The sequence below is a fragment of the Pseudomonas sp. NPDC088885 genome, assembly GCF_044750025.1.
In the GTDB taxonomy this organism is placed as follows: Bacteria; Pseudomonadota; Gammaproteobacteria; order Pseudomonadales; family Pseudomonadaceae; genus Aquipseudomonas; species Aquipseudomonas rustica.
In genome coordinates this window covers 1-14,184 of sequence record NZ_JBIVJB010000018.1, presented here as the reverse complement: position 1 = coordinate 14,184, position 14,184 = coordinate 1, and the positions used below count along the sequence as shown (strand labels likewise).

General features: G+C 59.8%; 11 protein-coding genes. 4 read left to right on the top strand and 7 right to left on the bottom strand.

Annotated elements, in window-relative coordinates; all coding sequences use genetic code 11:
- Window position 1: 1 nt before the first annotated feature.
- The 3 genes from ACIP1X_RS10865 to speB form a co-directional block, all read right to left on the bottom strand.
- Window positions 2-1,570, bottom strand: a complete 1,569-nt coding sequence (locus tag ACIP1X_RS10865; RefSeq protein WP_400751852.1) for a purine-cytosine permease family protein — start codon at window positions 1,568-1,570, stop codon at window positions 2-4.
- A 109-nt stretch (window positions 1,571-1,679) separates the two neighbouring features.
- The gene (locus ACIP1X_RS10860; RefSeq protein WP_400751850.1) at window positions 1,680-3,188 is read right to left on the bottom strand and encodes an aldehyde dehydrogenase family protein; all 1,509 of its coding nucleotides are present in this window, start codon (window positions 3,186-3,188) and stop codon (window positions 1,680-1,682) included.
- 23 nt (window positions 3,189-3,211) lie between these two features.
- Window positions 3,212-4,210 (bottom strand): agmatinase, encoded by a 999-nt coding sequence (gene speB, locus ACIP1X_RS10855; protein WP_159815338.1) that lies wholly within the window; start codon window positions 4,208-4,210, stop codon window positions 3,212-3,214.
- Between the two features lie 151 nt (window positions 4,211-4,361).
- Between speB and ACIP1X_RS10850 the strand changes: the two genes are divergently transcribed.
- The 3 genes from ACIP1X_RS10850 (at window position 4,362) to ACIP1X_RS10840 (ending at window position 7,557) form a co-directional block, all read left to right on the top strand.
- On the top strand, window positions 4,362-5,282 hold the full coding sequence (locus tag ACIP1X_RS10850) for a LysR family transcriptional regulator (RefSeq protein ID WP_053121776.1): 921 nt from the start codon (window positions 4,362-4,364) through the stop codon (window positions 5,280-5,282).
- A 100-nt stretch (window positions 5,283-5,382) separates the two neighbouring features.
- Window positions 5,383-6,513, top strand: a complete 1,131-nt coding sequence (locus ACIP1X_RS10845) for a carbon-nitrogen hydrolase family protein (protein ID WP_053121783.1) — start codon at window positions 5,383-5,385, stop codon at window positions 6,511-6,513.
- A 3-nt stretch (window positions 6,514-6,516) separates the two neighbouring features.
- On the top strand, window positions 6,517-7,557 hold the full coding sequence (locus tag ACIP1X_RS10840) for an AraC family transcriptional regulator (protein WP_400751846.1): 1,041 nt from the start codon (window positions 6,517-6,519) through the stop codon (window positions 7,555-7,557).
- A gap of 592 nt (window positions 7,558-8,149) precedes the next feature.
- Here ACIP1X_RS10840 and ACIP1X_RS10835 read toward each other — a convergent pair.
- Both ACIP1X_RS10835 and ACIP1X_RS10830 read right to left on the bottom strand, forming a co-directional pair.
- Window positions 8,150-9,025 (bottom strand): DUF2242 domain-containing protein, encoded by an 876-nt coding sequence (locus ACIP1X_RS10835; protein WP_212551246.1) that lies wholly within the window; start codon window positions 9,023-9,025, stop codon window positions 8,150-8,152.
- Between the two features lie 84 nt (window positions 9,026-9,109).
- A complete protein-coding gene (locus tag ACIP1X_RS10830; protein WP_400751843.1) occupies window positions 9,110-10,018 on the bottom strand; it encodes a LysR family transcriptional regulator in 909 nt (302 codons plus the stop codon).
- Between the two features lie 118 nt (window positions 10,019-10,136).
- On the opposite strand from ACIP1X_RS10830, the gene ACIP1X_RS10825 reads away from it, so the two are divergent.
- Complete coding sequence (locus ACIP1X_RS10825; RefSeq protein WP_400751840.1) at window positions 10,137-11,342, top strand: MFS transporter; 1,206 nt, start codon at window positions 10,137-10,139, stop codon at window positions 11,340-11,342.
- A gap of 553 nt (window positions 11,343-11,895) precedes the next feature.
- Here the strand turns inward: ACIP1X_RS10825 and ACIP1X_RS10820 are convergent.
- Together ACIP1X_RS10820 and ACIP1X_RS10815 are read right to left on the bottom strand one after the other, a co-directional pair.
- Window positions 11,896-13,752, bottom strand: a complete 1,857-nt coding sequence (locus ACIP1X_RS10820; RefSeq protein ID WP_282357040.1) for a SurA N-terminal domain-containing protein — start codon at window positions 13,750-13,752, stop codon at window positions 11,896-11,898.
- 230 nt (window positions 13,753-13,982) lie between these two features.
- Window positions 13,983-14,184: HU family DNA-binding protein (locus tag ACIP1X_RS10815; protein ID WP_400751837.1), on the bottom strand; the 202-nt coding region annotated here is incomplete at its 5' end.

Genomic DNA, 14,184 nt, shown 5'->3' with positions numbered 1-14,184 from the left:
CTTATCTCCCGGCCGTCGATGGCTTGATTGCAGGCGACACGCGTCGCGTCAGCGAGTCGCCGGTGGTGTATTGCGGAGAGGTTTTTTCGATCTGGCGGATCACGGTTTCTTCACTCGCCAGGTCGATCGAGCGGCTGAACCAGTAATACGCCAGTCCCGACACGATCAGCCCGACCAGCCAGGCGATGTCGATGCTGCCCAGCGCTCTGGCAAGCGGGCCGACATACACCTCGCGCTGTTCAACGCCGTCGTAGATGTAGAAAAACGGGATCATCGCGACAAACCCGATGGCGTACGCGGCAATGCCACGCAGGCCCCAGCTGCCGTAGATGTTGCCCTTGGGCATGAAGAAGTGCGGGATCGCGTAGCGGCCCTTGCGCACGAAGAAGTAGTCAGTGAGGTTGACCGACGTCCAGGGCACCAGGAAGTACAGCATCACCACCAGGTAAATCCCCAGCACCGACAAACCTTTGCCCGTGCTTTGAATACTCAGCGCCACGCCCAATTGCAGGAGGATCACGAAGGTGATCGCCAGCACCCGTGCCTTGCGTGTGGGTTGGATTTTTTTGATCGAGTCGACGCACGTCAGCGTGGTCAGTTTGGCGCTGTAGATGTTCATCGCAATCACCGGCAGGATCGCCAGAATCGTGATCACCACCACAGCCGTGCCAACCAGTGGCGACATCACATTGCCGACCTGTCCGAGCGCTACCAGCACGTCGGTGGAATGCAGGTGATCGGCGAGCCAGCCGCCCACGGAAATCATCCACGCGCCGGACAACGAGGCGCCGACAAACACCACGGCAATCAGCTTGCCGCTGGAGGTGTTCTTCGGCAGATACCGTGAATAGTCCGAGACATAAGGCGCGTAGGCGATGTTGTAGCTGGCGGCGGCGGCAAACTGCGCGATGAAACCGGTCCAGTTAAACCCCAGTGGCGGTGGCGCGATGTCCCCGGCGGCGAGCACGGGCAGCGGCGCATCCGGCACCCAGCCCATCAGCACGGCCAACGTCACCAGACCGTACAACGGAATCGACAGGCACAACGCCCATTTGAAACTGCGGTGCATCCAGTCATGGCCGAGGATCGCCAGAATCGCCGCCGGGATCGTCACTGCCACGGCAACCACCCATGGCTCGAAACCGAACAGCGTGTGCATGCCCTGCATCATCAACACCAGATTGACGATGTTGAAACCGGCGAACACAAACAGCGTCGCCAGCAGCACCAGAATCACCCCGCGATAACCGAACTGCGCCCGCGACTGGATCATTTGCGGCAACCCAAGGTGCGGGCCTTGCGAGCCATGAAACGCCATGAACAGTGTGCCGAACATGATGCCCAGCGTGCCGGCGAGCGTCGTCCAGAGCGCGGTCAGCCCGACACTCGGGCCAACGAAACCGATGGTCATGGTGAAGAAAGTGAAGTTGCCCAGAAACCAGAACGGCCCCTGACTGGATAACTTGTCGGTGCGTTCGTTTTCCGGAATGAAATCGATCGAATGACCCTCGACGACAGGTTTGTCGCCGAGGAGTGACACACCAGGAGCGGCTTTGGCTTCTATGTTCATGATGGGCTCTTATTGTTGGAAGATCATGACGAAGTAACGGCATCCTTTCGGGTTGCCCCTCCCCCGTGGAGAGGGGTTATTCAGTGCTTTCTCCTTGAGGCCTGCCGGGTCAGGGCAGCGTGATCCAGACCGCTTTGGTTTCGAGCAGATAGTCGAGTTGCTCGGCGCCGAGATCCTTGCCGAAACCGGACTGTTTATAGCCACCGAACGGCATCGACGGGTCGAGAGTGCCGTGGGCGTTGACGTAAACCGAACCGGCCCGCAAACGCGGAATCAGGCTGTGCACCTTGCCCAGATCATTGGAATACAGCGCCGCCGCGAGGCCGAACGCCGAGTCATTGGCCAGCGCCAGCGCTTCTTCGTCATCGTCGAACGGCGCGGTCACCAGCACCGGGCCGAAAATCTCCTCCTGAACAATGCGCATGTCGTTGCGGCAATGGGCAAAAATCGTCGGTTCTACAAAGAAGCCAGGGCCTTCAATCGGTTGGCCGCCATAGACCAGTTCGGCGCCCTCCTGCTTGCCGGTCTCGATGTAATCGCGCACGCGCTGCTGTTGCACGGCCGAGACCAACGGGCCGATAAAACAGTCGGGATCCAGCCCCGGGGCGATCTTCAATGTGCGCGTGTAGGCAATCAGTTCACCGAGGAATTGTTCGTAGACGCTGCGATGCACATAAGCGCGGGTGCCGGCATCGCAGACCTGTCCCGAGTTGAAAAACACGCCATTGGCGACCGCTTGTGCCGCCGCCGGAATGTCCGCATCGGCGAAGACGATTACTGGAGATTTTCCGCCGAGTTCCAGCGTCAGTCGCTTCATTTCGTCGACGGCGGCGCGCCCGACCGTACGGCCGACCGGCGTCGAGCCGGTGAAGGTCAATTTGTCGATGCCCGGGTGTGTGGCCATCGCCGCGCCGACCACGGTGCCGCGCCCGCAGACGATGTTAATGACGCCGTCGGGGATCCCGGCTTCCTTCACCAGTTCGGCAAAACGCAACGCCGACAGCGACGTCAATTCGGCCGGTTTGACCACCACCGTGCAACCGGTGGCCAGCGCCGCGCCGAGTTTCCAGGCCATGGTTTGCAGCGGGAAATTCCACGGCACGATTGCGCCGACCACGCCCACGGCTTCTTTGCGCGTATACGCCAGATAGTTGCCGGGCAGCGAAGGCTCGACCGTACGCCCGTGAAGTTTGGTCGCCCACCCGGCGAAGTAGCGCAGGGTGTCGACGGTGCCCTGAATATCGACGTCCTTGGCGAAGGCCACGGACTTGCCCATGTCGATCGATTCGATTTCTGCCAGTTCGTCGGCGTTCTGCTCAATCAGATCTGCCAGACGCTGGATCAAGCGTTCGCGTTCTGCCGGTTTTGCCTGGCGCCACGCACCGCCGTCGAACTGCGCGCGCGCCGCTTGCACTGCGCGATCGAGATCTTCGACGGTGCCCATCGGAATCCGCGTGATCAGGCCGGCGGTCGACGGTTCGATGACATCAGCGGTTTGCCCGTCGCTGGCATCGACAAACGCGCCACCGATAAACAACTTCTGCGCCTTGCCAAGGAAGGTTTGCGTTGCTTCGGATACACCGAATTTCTGCAGGTACTGCTTGACGATCGTGTCCATGTTTATTCTCTCTGCCGGACGGCTCAGGCGGGTGTAGCGACGTTGTCGGCGGCGCGCACTTTGGCCCGTTCGTGGAAGATGAAACCGATGCTGTTCAGCAACAGTTGCGCGGCCAGAATCGAGGTCATGCCGGTCGGGTCATACACCGGCGCCACTTCCACCAGATCCATGCCGACGATGTTGCCCTGGCTGCGTTTGGCCAGCGCCTGAATGATTTCCAGCACTTCGTAATAGAGGAAACCGCCGTGGCTCGGCGTGCCGGTGCCGGGGGCGATGGACGGGTCGAAACCGTCGATGTCGATGGTGATGTAGTAGTTGATGTTCTGCGGGATCAGCGCCAACACGCCTTCCACCCCGAGGCGGCGTACGTCGCGCACCGATAGGATCTTCGAACCCGCCGCATGGGCCGCTTCGTAGTCATCACGATTGGACGAGGACACGTTGCGGATGCCCATTTGGGTCATACCGACAATGTGGTTCATTTCCGAGGCGCGGCGCAGCGGGTTGCCATGGCCGTAACGAACGCCGTGGCGCTCATCGACGAAGTCCAGGTGCGCATCGAAGTGAATGATGTGAATCGGCCCGCGTCCCTCGAATGCCTTGATCACCGGCGCGTGCACCGAGTGATCGCCACCAAGCACCACCGGCATGACACCGGCATCGAGGATCTTGCGCACCGCGTATTCGGTGTTGAGATTGCTGGTGACCATATCGGTGTGGACGATGTCGGCATCACCGACGTCGACCATGCGCACATCGGCGGCGGTCAGGTACATCACGTCATCTTCGTGATCGTAGGCACCGGCGTGACCGAAGGAGAACAGCGTCGATGCCTCGCGAATACCCCGCGGCCCGAAACGTGCGCCGGAGCGCCATTGCGTGCCCATATCGTTGGGCACGCCGAGTACTGCGACATCGGCATCGAGCGCGTCCCAGTCGGTGCACACCGGTGATTTGCCGAAGGTGCAATGCCCCACGAAAGGCAAGTTCAGGCGCCCGGATTCATAACCGTTATTGGACATTTCAAGCCTCTCCACTTGTTGTTATCGGCTCGGCGGACTGCAAGGCGACCGTCGTTGCAGTGACTATGGGCGCAGGTTTTCGTAGAAAAAATGCCAAACATCAGATACTCATATCGGCATTGCCGATGCATCCACACGCGGGAGGTTCCAGGTGATTCAGCTGCACGATGTCGATTTGAAGTTGCTCAGGGTGTTTGCCACGATTGTTCGTTGCGGCGGCTTTTCCGCAGCACAGGCAGCATTGAATGCCGGCCAGTCGACCATCAGCGAACAGATGTCGCACCTGGAAACCCGCCTCGGCGTAAAGCTCTGTCAGCGCGGGCGCGGCGGTTTTCGCCTGACCGAGCAAGGCGTGGCGATCCACGAAGCGACCCAGCGCCTGTTGTCGGCAGTGGAGAATTTCTGCATGGACGCTGACGTGCTCAAGCAGCACATCAGCGGCAAGCTCAACCTCGGCATCATCGACACCACCATCACCGACCCCGACTCGCCGCTGCCACGTACGACTCAGCGTTTCGTTTCTCGCGGCCATGACGTGCATCTCAATGTGTACGTCGGCACCCCCGCCGAACTCGAAGAACGCGTGCTCGACGGCAGACTGCATTTGGCCATCGGCCATTTCCCGATCCATGTGCCGGGCCTGCTGCACACGCCGCTGTATCAGGAAGCGCTGGGCTTGTATTGCGGGCGCCGCCATCCGCTGTATGGCAGCCAGGCCGAAGGGGCTGAACTGCTCGAGGCGATTACCGAGAGTCGCATTGTCGTGCGCGGTTACATGCAGCAATACGATCTTGAGCATCTGGGCGTGAGCAAAGCGGCAGCCACGGTGGATAACATCGAGGCGCTGGCGATCCTGCTGATCTCCGGTGCCTACTTGGGCTTCCTGCCGGCCCATTTTGCCCGACAATGGGTCAAGACCGGCGAGATGCACCAATTGGCCCCGGACAGCCTGCAACTGGTCTCGCCGTTCGACGTGATCACCCGGCGCGGCATCGCGCCGCCGCCCATTCTCGAAGCGTTTCTGGAAGACCTGGCGGCCTGTTCGCACCACGCCGTCGGCGCTCTGCAATGAACGTTCGGCACTGGCGTGGCCCAGTGCCTGCGCCCTCGCCCGGCACTATTGAGGTATCATCGACCCGCGTCACACCATGCACCCGGTTCTGTTGGAATTCATGCGCAAACTTCTGTACCTGACATTTTCCATGGCCCTCGTGGCCGTCCTTGCTTCCTACGCCATGTGGGCGGCAGACCGCCCGGCGGGACATTACCTGTCGGATCTGCGAATCAAACTCGCGGTCGATCAAGGCACACCCGCCGACCGTGGCAATCTCTTGGGCATCCAGCCCGAACTCTACCCCACCGACTATCAAAGCCCCGAGCGCCTGCACCGCAAGCTCGCGGCGTATCTGCAGCAAGCGCAGGATCAAGGCTTGTTGAATGACAAGACAATCGTCGTATTGCCCGAGCACGTCGGCACCTGGCTGATGATCAGCGGCGAAAAAGACGAGCTGTATCAGGCGCCCACGCTCACCGAAGCGATGAACTGGCTGGCGGCGAGCAATCCGTTGTTGTTTGCCCGTGCGTGGCTGACAGCCAAGGGCAGCAACCGACTGAACGACGCGCATCTGCGCATGAAGTCCAAGTCGATGGCCAAGGATTACCAGGCGCTGTTCGGCGGTCTGGCCAAGGAATTTCATGTGACGCTGGTGGCCGGTTCCATCGTGCTGCCCGAGCCGAGTATTCGTGACGGTCAACTCAAATCCGGCAGCGGCGCCCTGTTCAACAGCAGCGTGGTGTTTGGCCGTGACGGCGTGCCGCTCGGCCAGCCACAACGGCAGATGCACCCGATCTTCGATCAACGCGACGTGCTTGAAGGCGAAGATCAACACGCCATCAACGTCGTCGACACCCCGGCCGGGCGCCTCGGCATCCTGATCGGCAGCGACAGCTGGTATCCGGACAACTACCGCAAGCTCGACGCGCAAGGCGCGCAACTGGTGGCGGTGCCGGCGTTTGTCGTCGGGCACAACGTGTGGGATCAACCGTGGGGCGGCTACAAGGGTTCGAGTACACCGAGTTCGGTCAGCCTCAAACCCGGCGAAGTCAGCGAAGGTCAGGCCTGGCATCGCCTGACCCTCACCGCGCAACCGCCCGCCAACAACGCGCTGGCCGGCATGAGCGTATTCCTGCGCGGGCAGTTCTGGGACAAGTTGAGTTCGGGGCAGAGCTTCCTCAGCAGCAACGGCCAACAGTTCGCCGACGGCGAGGCCCGTGGCGCACGTTTGCTGAACGTCTGGTTGTAAGCCATGAAACCGCAGCCGATGCGTCTGGGCGATTTATCGGTGGGTTTCGTGCACAGCCTCGCCGATGCCGTGCGCAGTCATGACGCCGATCCGCTGCCCTTGCTCGAGCAATACGGTCTGGATGCTGCGCGATTGGCCGAGGCTGGCGCGCGGTTATCGATTCCGCGCTACATGCGTTTGGGCCATGCGGCGATTCAACTGACCGGTGATGCGGCGCTGGGTTTGCGTATGGGCCAGCTCAGTCGCCTGAGTCAGGCCGGATTGGCTGGCGTCACCGCCGCACAAGCGCCGACCGTGCGTGAAGCGGCGCGTTGCCTGATTCGTTTCGAACCGCTGTACGGCTCCAACTATCGTGGCCAATCGAGTTTTCACGAAGACGCGAATGGCGCGTGGCTGCGTTTCTATTCGATCAGCCCGTACAACGCCTACAACCGTTTTGTGGTGGATTCGATTATCGCTGGATGGCTACATCAGCTCGCCAGTGTCAGCCGTGAACCGCTGCGCGCCGAGCGCATCGAGATCGAGTTCGACGCGCCGGATTACCGCGACGCTTACAGCGTGCTGGGTGAATGCCCGATCCAGTTCGGTACCGAGCGCAATCAATTGCGCCTGAGCCTGACCAGCCTCGCCCAACGTAACCCCGAACACTGCCCGAGCACCTGGCGGCACTTGCTGCAATTGTGTGAGCGAGAACTGGAACAACTGACCCGCACCCGCAGCCTGCGTGAACGCATCACGCAGTTGTTGGGGCCGCTGTTAAATGGTGGCCGGGAACCGGATCTGGAAGAAGTGGCGGCGCGCCTGAAACTGCCGACCTGGACATTGCGGCGCAAACTGACCGAGGAAGGCACGCAGTTTCGCGCGATCCTCAACGACACTCGCCGTGATCTGGCAATGACCTACATCCGCGACACGGAACTGGCGTTCGGTGAGATCGCCTACCTGCTGGGGTTTGCCTCAGCCGAGGCTTTTCAGCGTGCATTCAAACGCTGGAGCGGCCAGACACCGGGCGAATTCCGCCGCAGTCACCGTAAAACCGCGTGACGCTTACAGCTCGGTAGCGTCTTCAGCAGGTTCAGGCTGATCCAGTTCGTAGGCGTGAAATTCGAGCAGCTCTTCTTGATAGTCATCCATTGCGTAATCCCCCTACTGCTCTCTGAAAAATGGCCTGATCAATCGACCCATGCCCCGAGCATAAAGTGCCCGTGTGAAGGAAAAATGAAACGCGTCCTTCATGGATAAAACGTAGCAGCAGGTCAGGAATTTATCGCGGGATTATTGTCAGCGGAATGTAACGAATTCTTATGCCACACCAAAAACCCCTGTGGGAGCGGGCTTGCTCGCGAAGGGGCCGTGTCAGTAATGAATATATCGACTGATACGCCGCCTTCGCGAGCAAGCCCGCTCCCACAGGGGATATGGCTCGGCTTTGGATTACGGGCCGGAGGCTGGCATCGCCGGGATTGGTTCGGATGCCGGCGGTCAGCGGAATATTACGCAACCTTTGGCCACACCAAAAACCACTGTGGGAGCGGGCTTGCTCGCGAAAGGGCCGTGTCAGTTGATAAAGCTATCGACTGATACACCGCGTTCGCGAGCAAGCCCGCTCCCACAGGGGATATGGCTCGACGCTGGATTACTGGCCGGAGGCTGGCATCGCCGGGATTGGTTCGGACGGTGGCGGGATGTCTGTTGGATTGGCCGGTGGCGTGATCACTTCCGGTGTTGGCGCGGGTTCTGCGACTGGAGCCGGGGTGATTGGCGCGGACTCCGCAGGTGGGGCAACAGGTTCAGAGCTGACCGGGGCAACTTCGGCTGGCGCCGGCGCCGGTTCTGCAGCAGGTGCAGGCGTCGCAGCCGGGGCAGGCGTCGGGGCTGGAGCGGTTTCTGCCGCCGGCACCGGTGCCAATGGCGCAGCCACAGGTTTCGGCTCAGGTACGCCCAGATCAGCCTTCGGCTTCTCTTCGATGTGCGCCGCTTTCTTCGCATCCGCCGGCAGGAACTGCTCAACCAACGTGAAGAAGCGCTCATAGAACTTCTGCGAAATCACTGTCTCGCTGGCGACTTTCACCATCGAGTCGTCCGACGAGCCGATCGGCATCGACACCGAGCCCAACACGCCAACACCGAGGCTGGCCGAGTTGTTGGTCTTCTTCAGCGCATAGCGATCCTGCAGGGCGTTGGCGAACATTGTCGCGTGATGCTTGCCGCTGCTGTCTTCGGCGCAGACCACGTTGAAGCTGATCTCCAAGTGCGTATCGCCGGTCTGCTGGAAGCTCTTGTGGCCACTGACCAGTTTCGGGTCGCTGCTGGTGATGATGTAACCCTGGCTGAGCAACGCACGCCGTGCGGCTTCGCAACTGGCGGTGTCGGCGACCGGGTAATTACGCGAAAACATGCCGGAATCGTCGAAATTCTCATGCTCATACATCGGCTTGTCTTTCGAACAGCCGGCGACAGCAGCCACCAACAACGCCAAACCGACAACACGCAAGGGAGTGGAAATCAACATTAAACATCCTGGGGGAAAACAGTCCGGGGCGTATTGTGCAACAGAACGCTGACCCGCGCCGTATGGATTAGTGTCTTGAAACAGTTACAACTCTATCCGACCTTCATTTACCGGAAAAAGTCGCAACGCCAAATGATCGATGAAAACCCGCAACTTCGCGGTGGCGTGGCGACTCGACGGCCACAACACCCAGAACTGCCCGACATGTTGCAGATGCGTATCCAGCACCCGATGCAGCAAACGTTGTGATTCCGCGTCGCGGGTCATGAAATCCGGCAGACAGGCAATGCCCATCCCCGCCAGCGCCGCGTGGCTCACCGCCTCAATAGACGTACTCACCAGCCGGGTCGGCAATTTCGGCTCATCCGCACCCTCCTCACGCCGTAGCGGCCACGGCTCGAGTTTGCCAGTGGTGTGAAAGATGTGACGCAAACAGGCGTGATCGGCCAGCTCGGCGGGCCGTTGCGGCGTACCCCGCTGCTGCAGATAAGCGGGACTGGCGACCAACACCATCCGAAATTCGCCCAACGGCCGCGCCATCAACCGCGAGTCACGCGGTTTGCCGGTACGGATCACGGCATCGAAACCCTCTTCAACCACGTCGACCATCCGATCGGTCAAATCCAGATCCAGTTCAATCTGCGGGTACAGCGTCATGAACTCAGTCATCACCGGCATCACCAAACCCAACACCTGCGGCACGCTGATACGCAATTTTCCCTGCGGTTGCGCAGCGGCATCACACAGTTCGAACTCTGCAGCCTCAACATCCGCCAGAATTTTACGGCAACGCTGTAGGAACAATGCTCCCTCGCTGGTCAGCGTGATACTGCGCGTGGTGCGATGAAACAAGCGCACCCCCAGCCGCGCCTCCAGACGCGCAATGCTTTTACCAACCGCCGACGAAGACACACCCGTCAACCGCCCCGCCTCAGTAAAACTTCGCGTCTCCGCGACCTGAATAAACACCGCAATATTGCCAAGGCGATCCATACACCCTCCCGATTCAAGACATCCGTGTCCGATATGTTCGGAACCTTAACCTGTTTTTCGCCAAGTCGCAGCGCCCTACCCTGTGCACTCGTTGACCTTTGCCCACGGATGAATGCTCATGAACGACGCACAACTCACCTGCCGCACACTTGAAGCTTCGCTCCAACAACGCGAACGCTTACCCCTCGGCGCCCTGCTGGCCCTGGCCACCGCCGGGTTTATCACCGTCATGACCGAAGCCCTGCCCGCCGGCCTGCTGCCGCAAATGAGCAGCGGCTTGAACGTCTCCCAGGCACTGATCGGGCAATTGGTGACGATGTACGCCATCGGCTCAATACTCGCCGCCATTCCACTAACCCTCGCCACCCGCAGCTGGCGCCGACGCCCTCTTCTACTGTCCGCCATCGGCGGCTTCGCCATCGCCAACAGCATCACCGCCCTTTCGGAGCTGTACTGGCTAACCCTGATCGCACGCCTGATTGCCGGCATATTCGCCGGCCTGCTCTGGGCACTACTCGCCGGCTACGCCAGCCGCATGGTCGCCCCCCACCTGCAAGGCCGCGCCATCACCGTCGCCATGCTTGGCGCTCCCATCGCGCTGTCCCTAGGCATCCCGGCCGGCACCCTGCTCGGCACCTTGATCGGCTGGCGCCTGAGCTTCGCCATCATGACCGCCCTGACCGTGCTGCTAGTGATCTGGGTACGCTGGCAAGTCCCCGACTTCGCCGGAGAACCAGAAGGAAAACGTCTGCCATTGCGTAAGGTATTTACCCTCCCGGGCGTACGACCGGTGCTGTTCGTGACCTTGACCTACGTCGTCGCACACAATCTGCTCTACACCTACATCGCCCCGTTCCTGAAACCGTCCGGACTCGATGCCTCCGTTGACCGCGTGCTGCTGGTGTTCGGCCTGGCGTCGGTGCTGAGCTTGTGGATCGTCGGCAGCCTGATTGATCGCTGGCTACGCGAATTGGTACTGATCAGCGCAGCACTGTTCATGCTGTCGGCGATTGCGTTGGGTTTGTGGCGCGAGTCCGCCGGCGTGATCTATATCGCTACGGCAGTTTGGGGCCTCGCATTTGGTGCGATGCCTTCGCTGCTGCAAACAGCCTCGGCGAAAACGGCGAAGGATGCTGCGGATACTGCGCAATCGATGTTGGTGACGTTGTGGAATGTCGGGATTGCGGGGGGTGGATTGGCGGGAGGGTTGTTGCTGGATAATTTGGGGGTTGGGGTATTTCCGTGGATTGTGGGCGTGTTGTTGGTTTTGAGTCTGTATGCGACGGTTACAGCGAGAACCCATGGGTTTCCGCGAACAAAGTAACGGTGATTGAGGCATTTAGACTTTGGTTGGCTGATAGGTCGCCTTCGCTAGCAGGCTAGCTCCCACAGTGGGACTGGGTTAATGCCCTTAGATAATAGTTGTCTGGTCGGCCGCCTTCGCGAGCAAGCTCTGCTCCTACAAAATCAAGATCAAAAGATCGCAGCCTTCGGCAGCTCCTACATAAAATCGCGGCGCACCCACGCCAACCATTAGGCCGAGTGTCAGCTCGCCTGCTTTTGATCTTGATCTTAGAGCCCGTCGGGAGGCTGAGTGGAGGGATTCATACGGGGAAAGCATCGAGAGGAGGTGCAGCGAAGCAAACCGTAGGCGATGCCCCCGGATGAACCCGGAGCGAAGGAACCCGAGCCTTAGCGAGGGCCGGACGTCAGGGCACAGACCTTTTGGTTACTTTTGGGGCGTTTGCCAAAAGTGACCCGCCGTAAGGGCGGAACCATAAGCGGCAGCCCCACATAAAACGGATATACACCCAACCCCCCAACCAAAAAAAAAGCCCCAACTCACGTCAGGGCTTTCTCTAAAACTCAGTCAACGATCAAAACCGCTTGATCTCAGCCTGAGCTTCCAACTGCTTACGATACGCCGCAAAGTCCTGCTGACCTTCACGCGACGCCAGGAAGCGACGGTACTGCGCCTTCTCTTCATCCGTCGGTGCAGCCGCCTCATTCACGCCATTCAGACGCACAATCATCAAACTACCGTCCGGCAGCGTCACACTGCTAAACGTAGGCTTGTCCTTGGCAGCCGGCTTCGGCATACGGAACAACGCCTGCAGAACCGCCGGATCAACACCTTCCTGCGCACGAGTGGCCGCTTGGGTGACTTTCCAGTTCTGCGCATCAACTGCCTTGCCTTCACGCAGATCAGCAATCAGCTTCTCGGCCTGAGTCTTGGCAGCCGCGCTGGCGTGCTCTTTGGTCAACTGAGCGCGGATCGCCACGTTCACGCTTTCCAGAGGCAATTGCGCAGGCTTCAGGTGTTCCTTGGCACGCAACACAACCACGGTATCCGGATCCAGCTCGATAGCGGTGCTGTTGGCGCCTTCATCAATCACTTCAGTGCTGAATGCAGCAGTCACCACGGCACGGTTGGCCGCCAGACCTTCGCCACCTTCACGGCCAAACGGCTTGGAGGTGTGCACGGTCAGTTTCAGATCCGCCGCTGGCTGGGCCAGGTCGGAAGCTTCGAACGCGGAGTCTTCCAGTTGCTTGGTCGCCTCAACGAAACGCTGCTCAACCTGCGCGGCTTTCAGATCGCGGGTCAGCTTGTCTTTCAGGCTGGCCAGGGTTGGCACTTCTGGCGCTTCAACACCCAGCAGCTTGATCAGGTGGTAGCCGAAATCGGTGCGAACCGGCTCGGACACTTGATCCTTGTTCAGCGAGTACAGGGCTTTTTCGAAGGCTGGGTCGTAGACGCCAGGGCCTGCGAAACCGAGGTCACCGCCATTGTTAGCCGAACCCGGATCCTGCGAGAACTCCTTGGCCAGCGCTTCGAATTTCTCGCCCTTGGCCAAACGCGCCTGGACGTCTTCGATCTTCGCTTTAGCCTGAGCTTCAGTGGTCTTGTCGTTCACTTCGATCAGGATGTGCGCGGCACGACGCTGTTCCGACAGGTTGGCGATATCTTTCTGATACGCCGCCTGCAGGTCTTCGTCTTTCACGGTGACCTGGTCGAAGAACGAAGCCTTCTTCAGCTCAACGTAATCGACGATCACCTGATCCGGAGTCATGAACTCTTTGGCGTGTTCGTCGTAGTAAGCCTTGACCTCATCGTCAGTCAGCTTGACCGAGGCTGGGTCGGCTTTGACGCTCAGGGTGGCGAAATCGCGGGTCTGTTTTTCCAGACGGGCAAAGGCCAACACTTCAGCGTCGGTGACGAAACCGCTGCCGCCGATACCGGCACGCAGTTGGCCGATCAGCATTTCCTGAGCCAGCATCTGGCGGAATTGCATACGGCTATAGCCCAGTTGACGGATCACCTGGTCGAAACGATCGGAGCTGAACTTGCCGTCCACCTGGAATTCAGGGGTTTGCAGGATCACCTGATCCAGAGCGCCTTCGGAGAAAGCGAACTTCGATTGTTCTGCGCCCTGCAGCAGCAGCTTGCGATCAATCAAACCCTTGAGGGCCGATTCGCGAAGCATTTTTTCATCGAGCAGCGAAGCGTCGAAATCTTTGCCCAGCTGTTGCATCAGCTGACGGCGTTGCATATCAACCGCCTGGCTTAGCTCGTTCTGGCTAATCTCTTCACCATTGACCTGGGCCGCCTCGTTCTTGTGAGTCGTGGCCTGGAAAATGGCGTCGAAACCGGTCAAAGCCATCAGCAAAATGATGGCCCCGATAATGGTCTTGGCAATCCAGCCTTGTGAATTGTCCCTGATATTCTGCAGCATGCGTCCCCCAGAAACGGTTGAACTTCAAATTAGGCAACCGTGGAGCGTGGGTAGAATCCGGATAGAAGAAAGGCGCATCCGAGGATGCGCCTTCTCGTAACTGGCGGAGCGGACAGGGCTCGAACCCTCGATCCCGGCGTTACAGGCGCCTGTTTCAGCGACCTGCTCTACCGCTCCGCTGCCAAGTCAGGGATGACCCCGACCCGGATGGGTAAAAACTTGTAACGAACTTAGTTAACCGCTTCTTTCAGTGCTTTGCCGGCTTTGAAGCCTGGTTTTTTAGCAGCAGCGATTTGCAGCGTCTTGCCGGTCTGTGGGTTACGACCAACGCGAGCTGGACGATCAGTCACGGAGAACGTACCGAAACCAACCAGAACAACGGAGTCGCCAGCCTTGAGAGCGCCAGTGACGGATTCGATTACAGCGTCCAGC

Excerpts from the sequence above, each read along its gene's own strand:
- ACIP1X_RS10840 (WP_400751846.1), top strand. The coding sequence starts at position 6,517 with ATGAAACCGCAGCCGATGCGTCTGGGCGATTTATCGGTGGGTTTCGTG.
- ACIP1X_RS10825 (WP_400751840.1), top strand. The coding sequence starts at position 10,137 with ATGAACGACGCACAACTCACCTGCCGCACACTTGAAGCTTCGCTCCAA.
- ACIP1X_RS10830 (WP_400751843.1), bottom strand. The coding sequence starts at position 10,018 with ATGGATCGCCTTGGCAATATTGCGGTGTTTATTCAGGTCGCGGAGACG.
- ACIP1X_RS10820 (WP_282357040.1), bottom strand. The coding sequence starts at position 13,752 with ATGCTGCAGAATATCAGGGACAATTCACAAGGCTGGATTGCCAAGACC.
- ACIP1X_RS10835 (WP_212551246.1), bottom strand. The coding sequence starts at position 9,025 with ATGTTGATTTCCACTCCCTTGCGTGTTGTCGGTTTGGCGTTGTTGGTG.
- ACIP1X_RS10865 (WP_400751852.1), bottom strand. The coding sequence starts at position 1,570 with ATGAACATAGAAGCCAAAGCCGCTCCTGGTGTGTCACTCCTCGGCGAC.
- ACIP1X_RS10845 (WP_053121783.1), top strand. The coding sequence starts at position 5,383 with ATGCGCAAACTTCTGTACCTGACATTTTCCATGGCCCTCGTGGCCGTC.
- ACIP1X_RS10860 (WP_400751850.1), bottom strand. The coding sequence starts at position 3,188 with ATGGACACGATCGTCAAGCAGTACCTGCAGAAATTCGGTGTATCCGAA.
- speB (WP_159815338.1), bottom strand. The coding sequence starts at position 4,210 with ATGTCCAATAACGGTTATGAATCCGGGCGCCTGAACTTGCCTTTCGTG.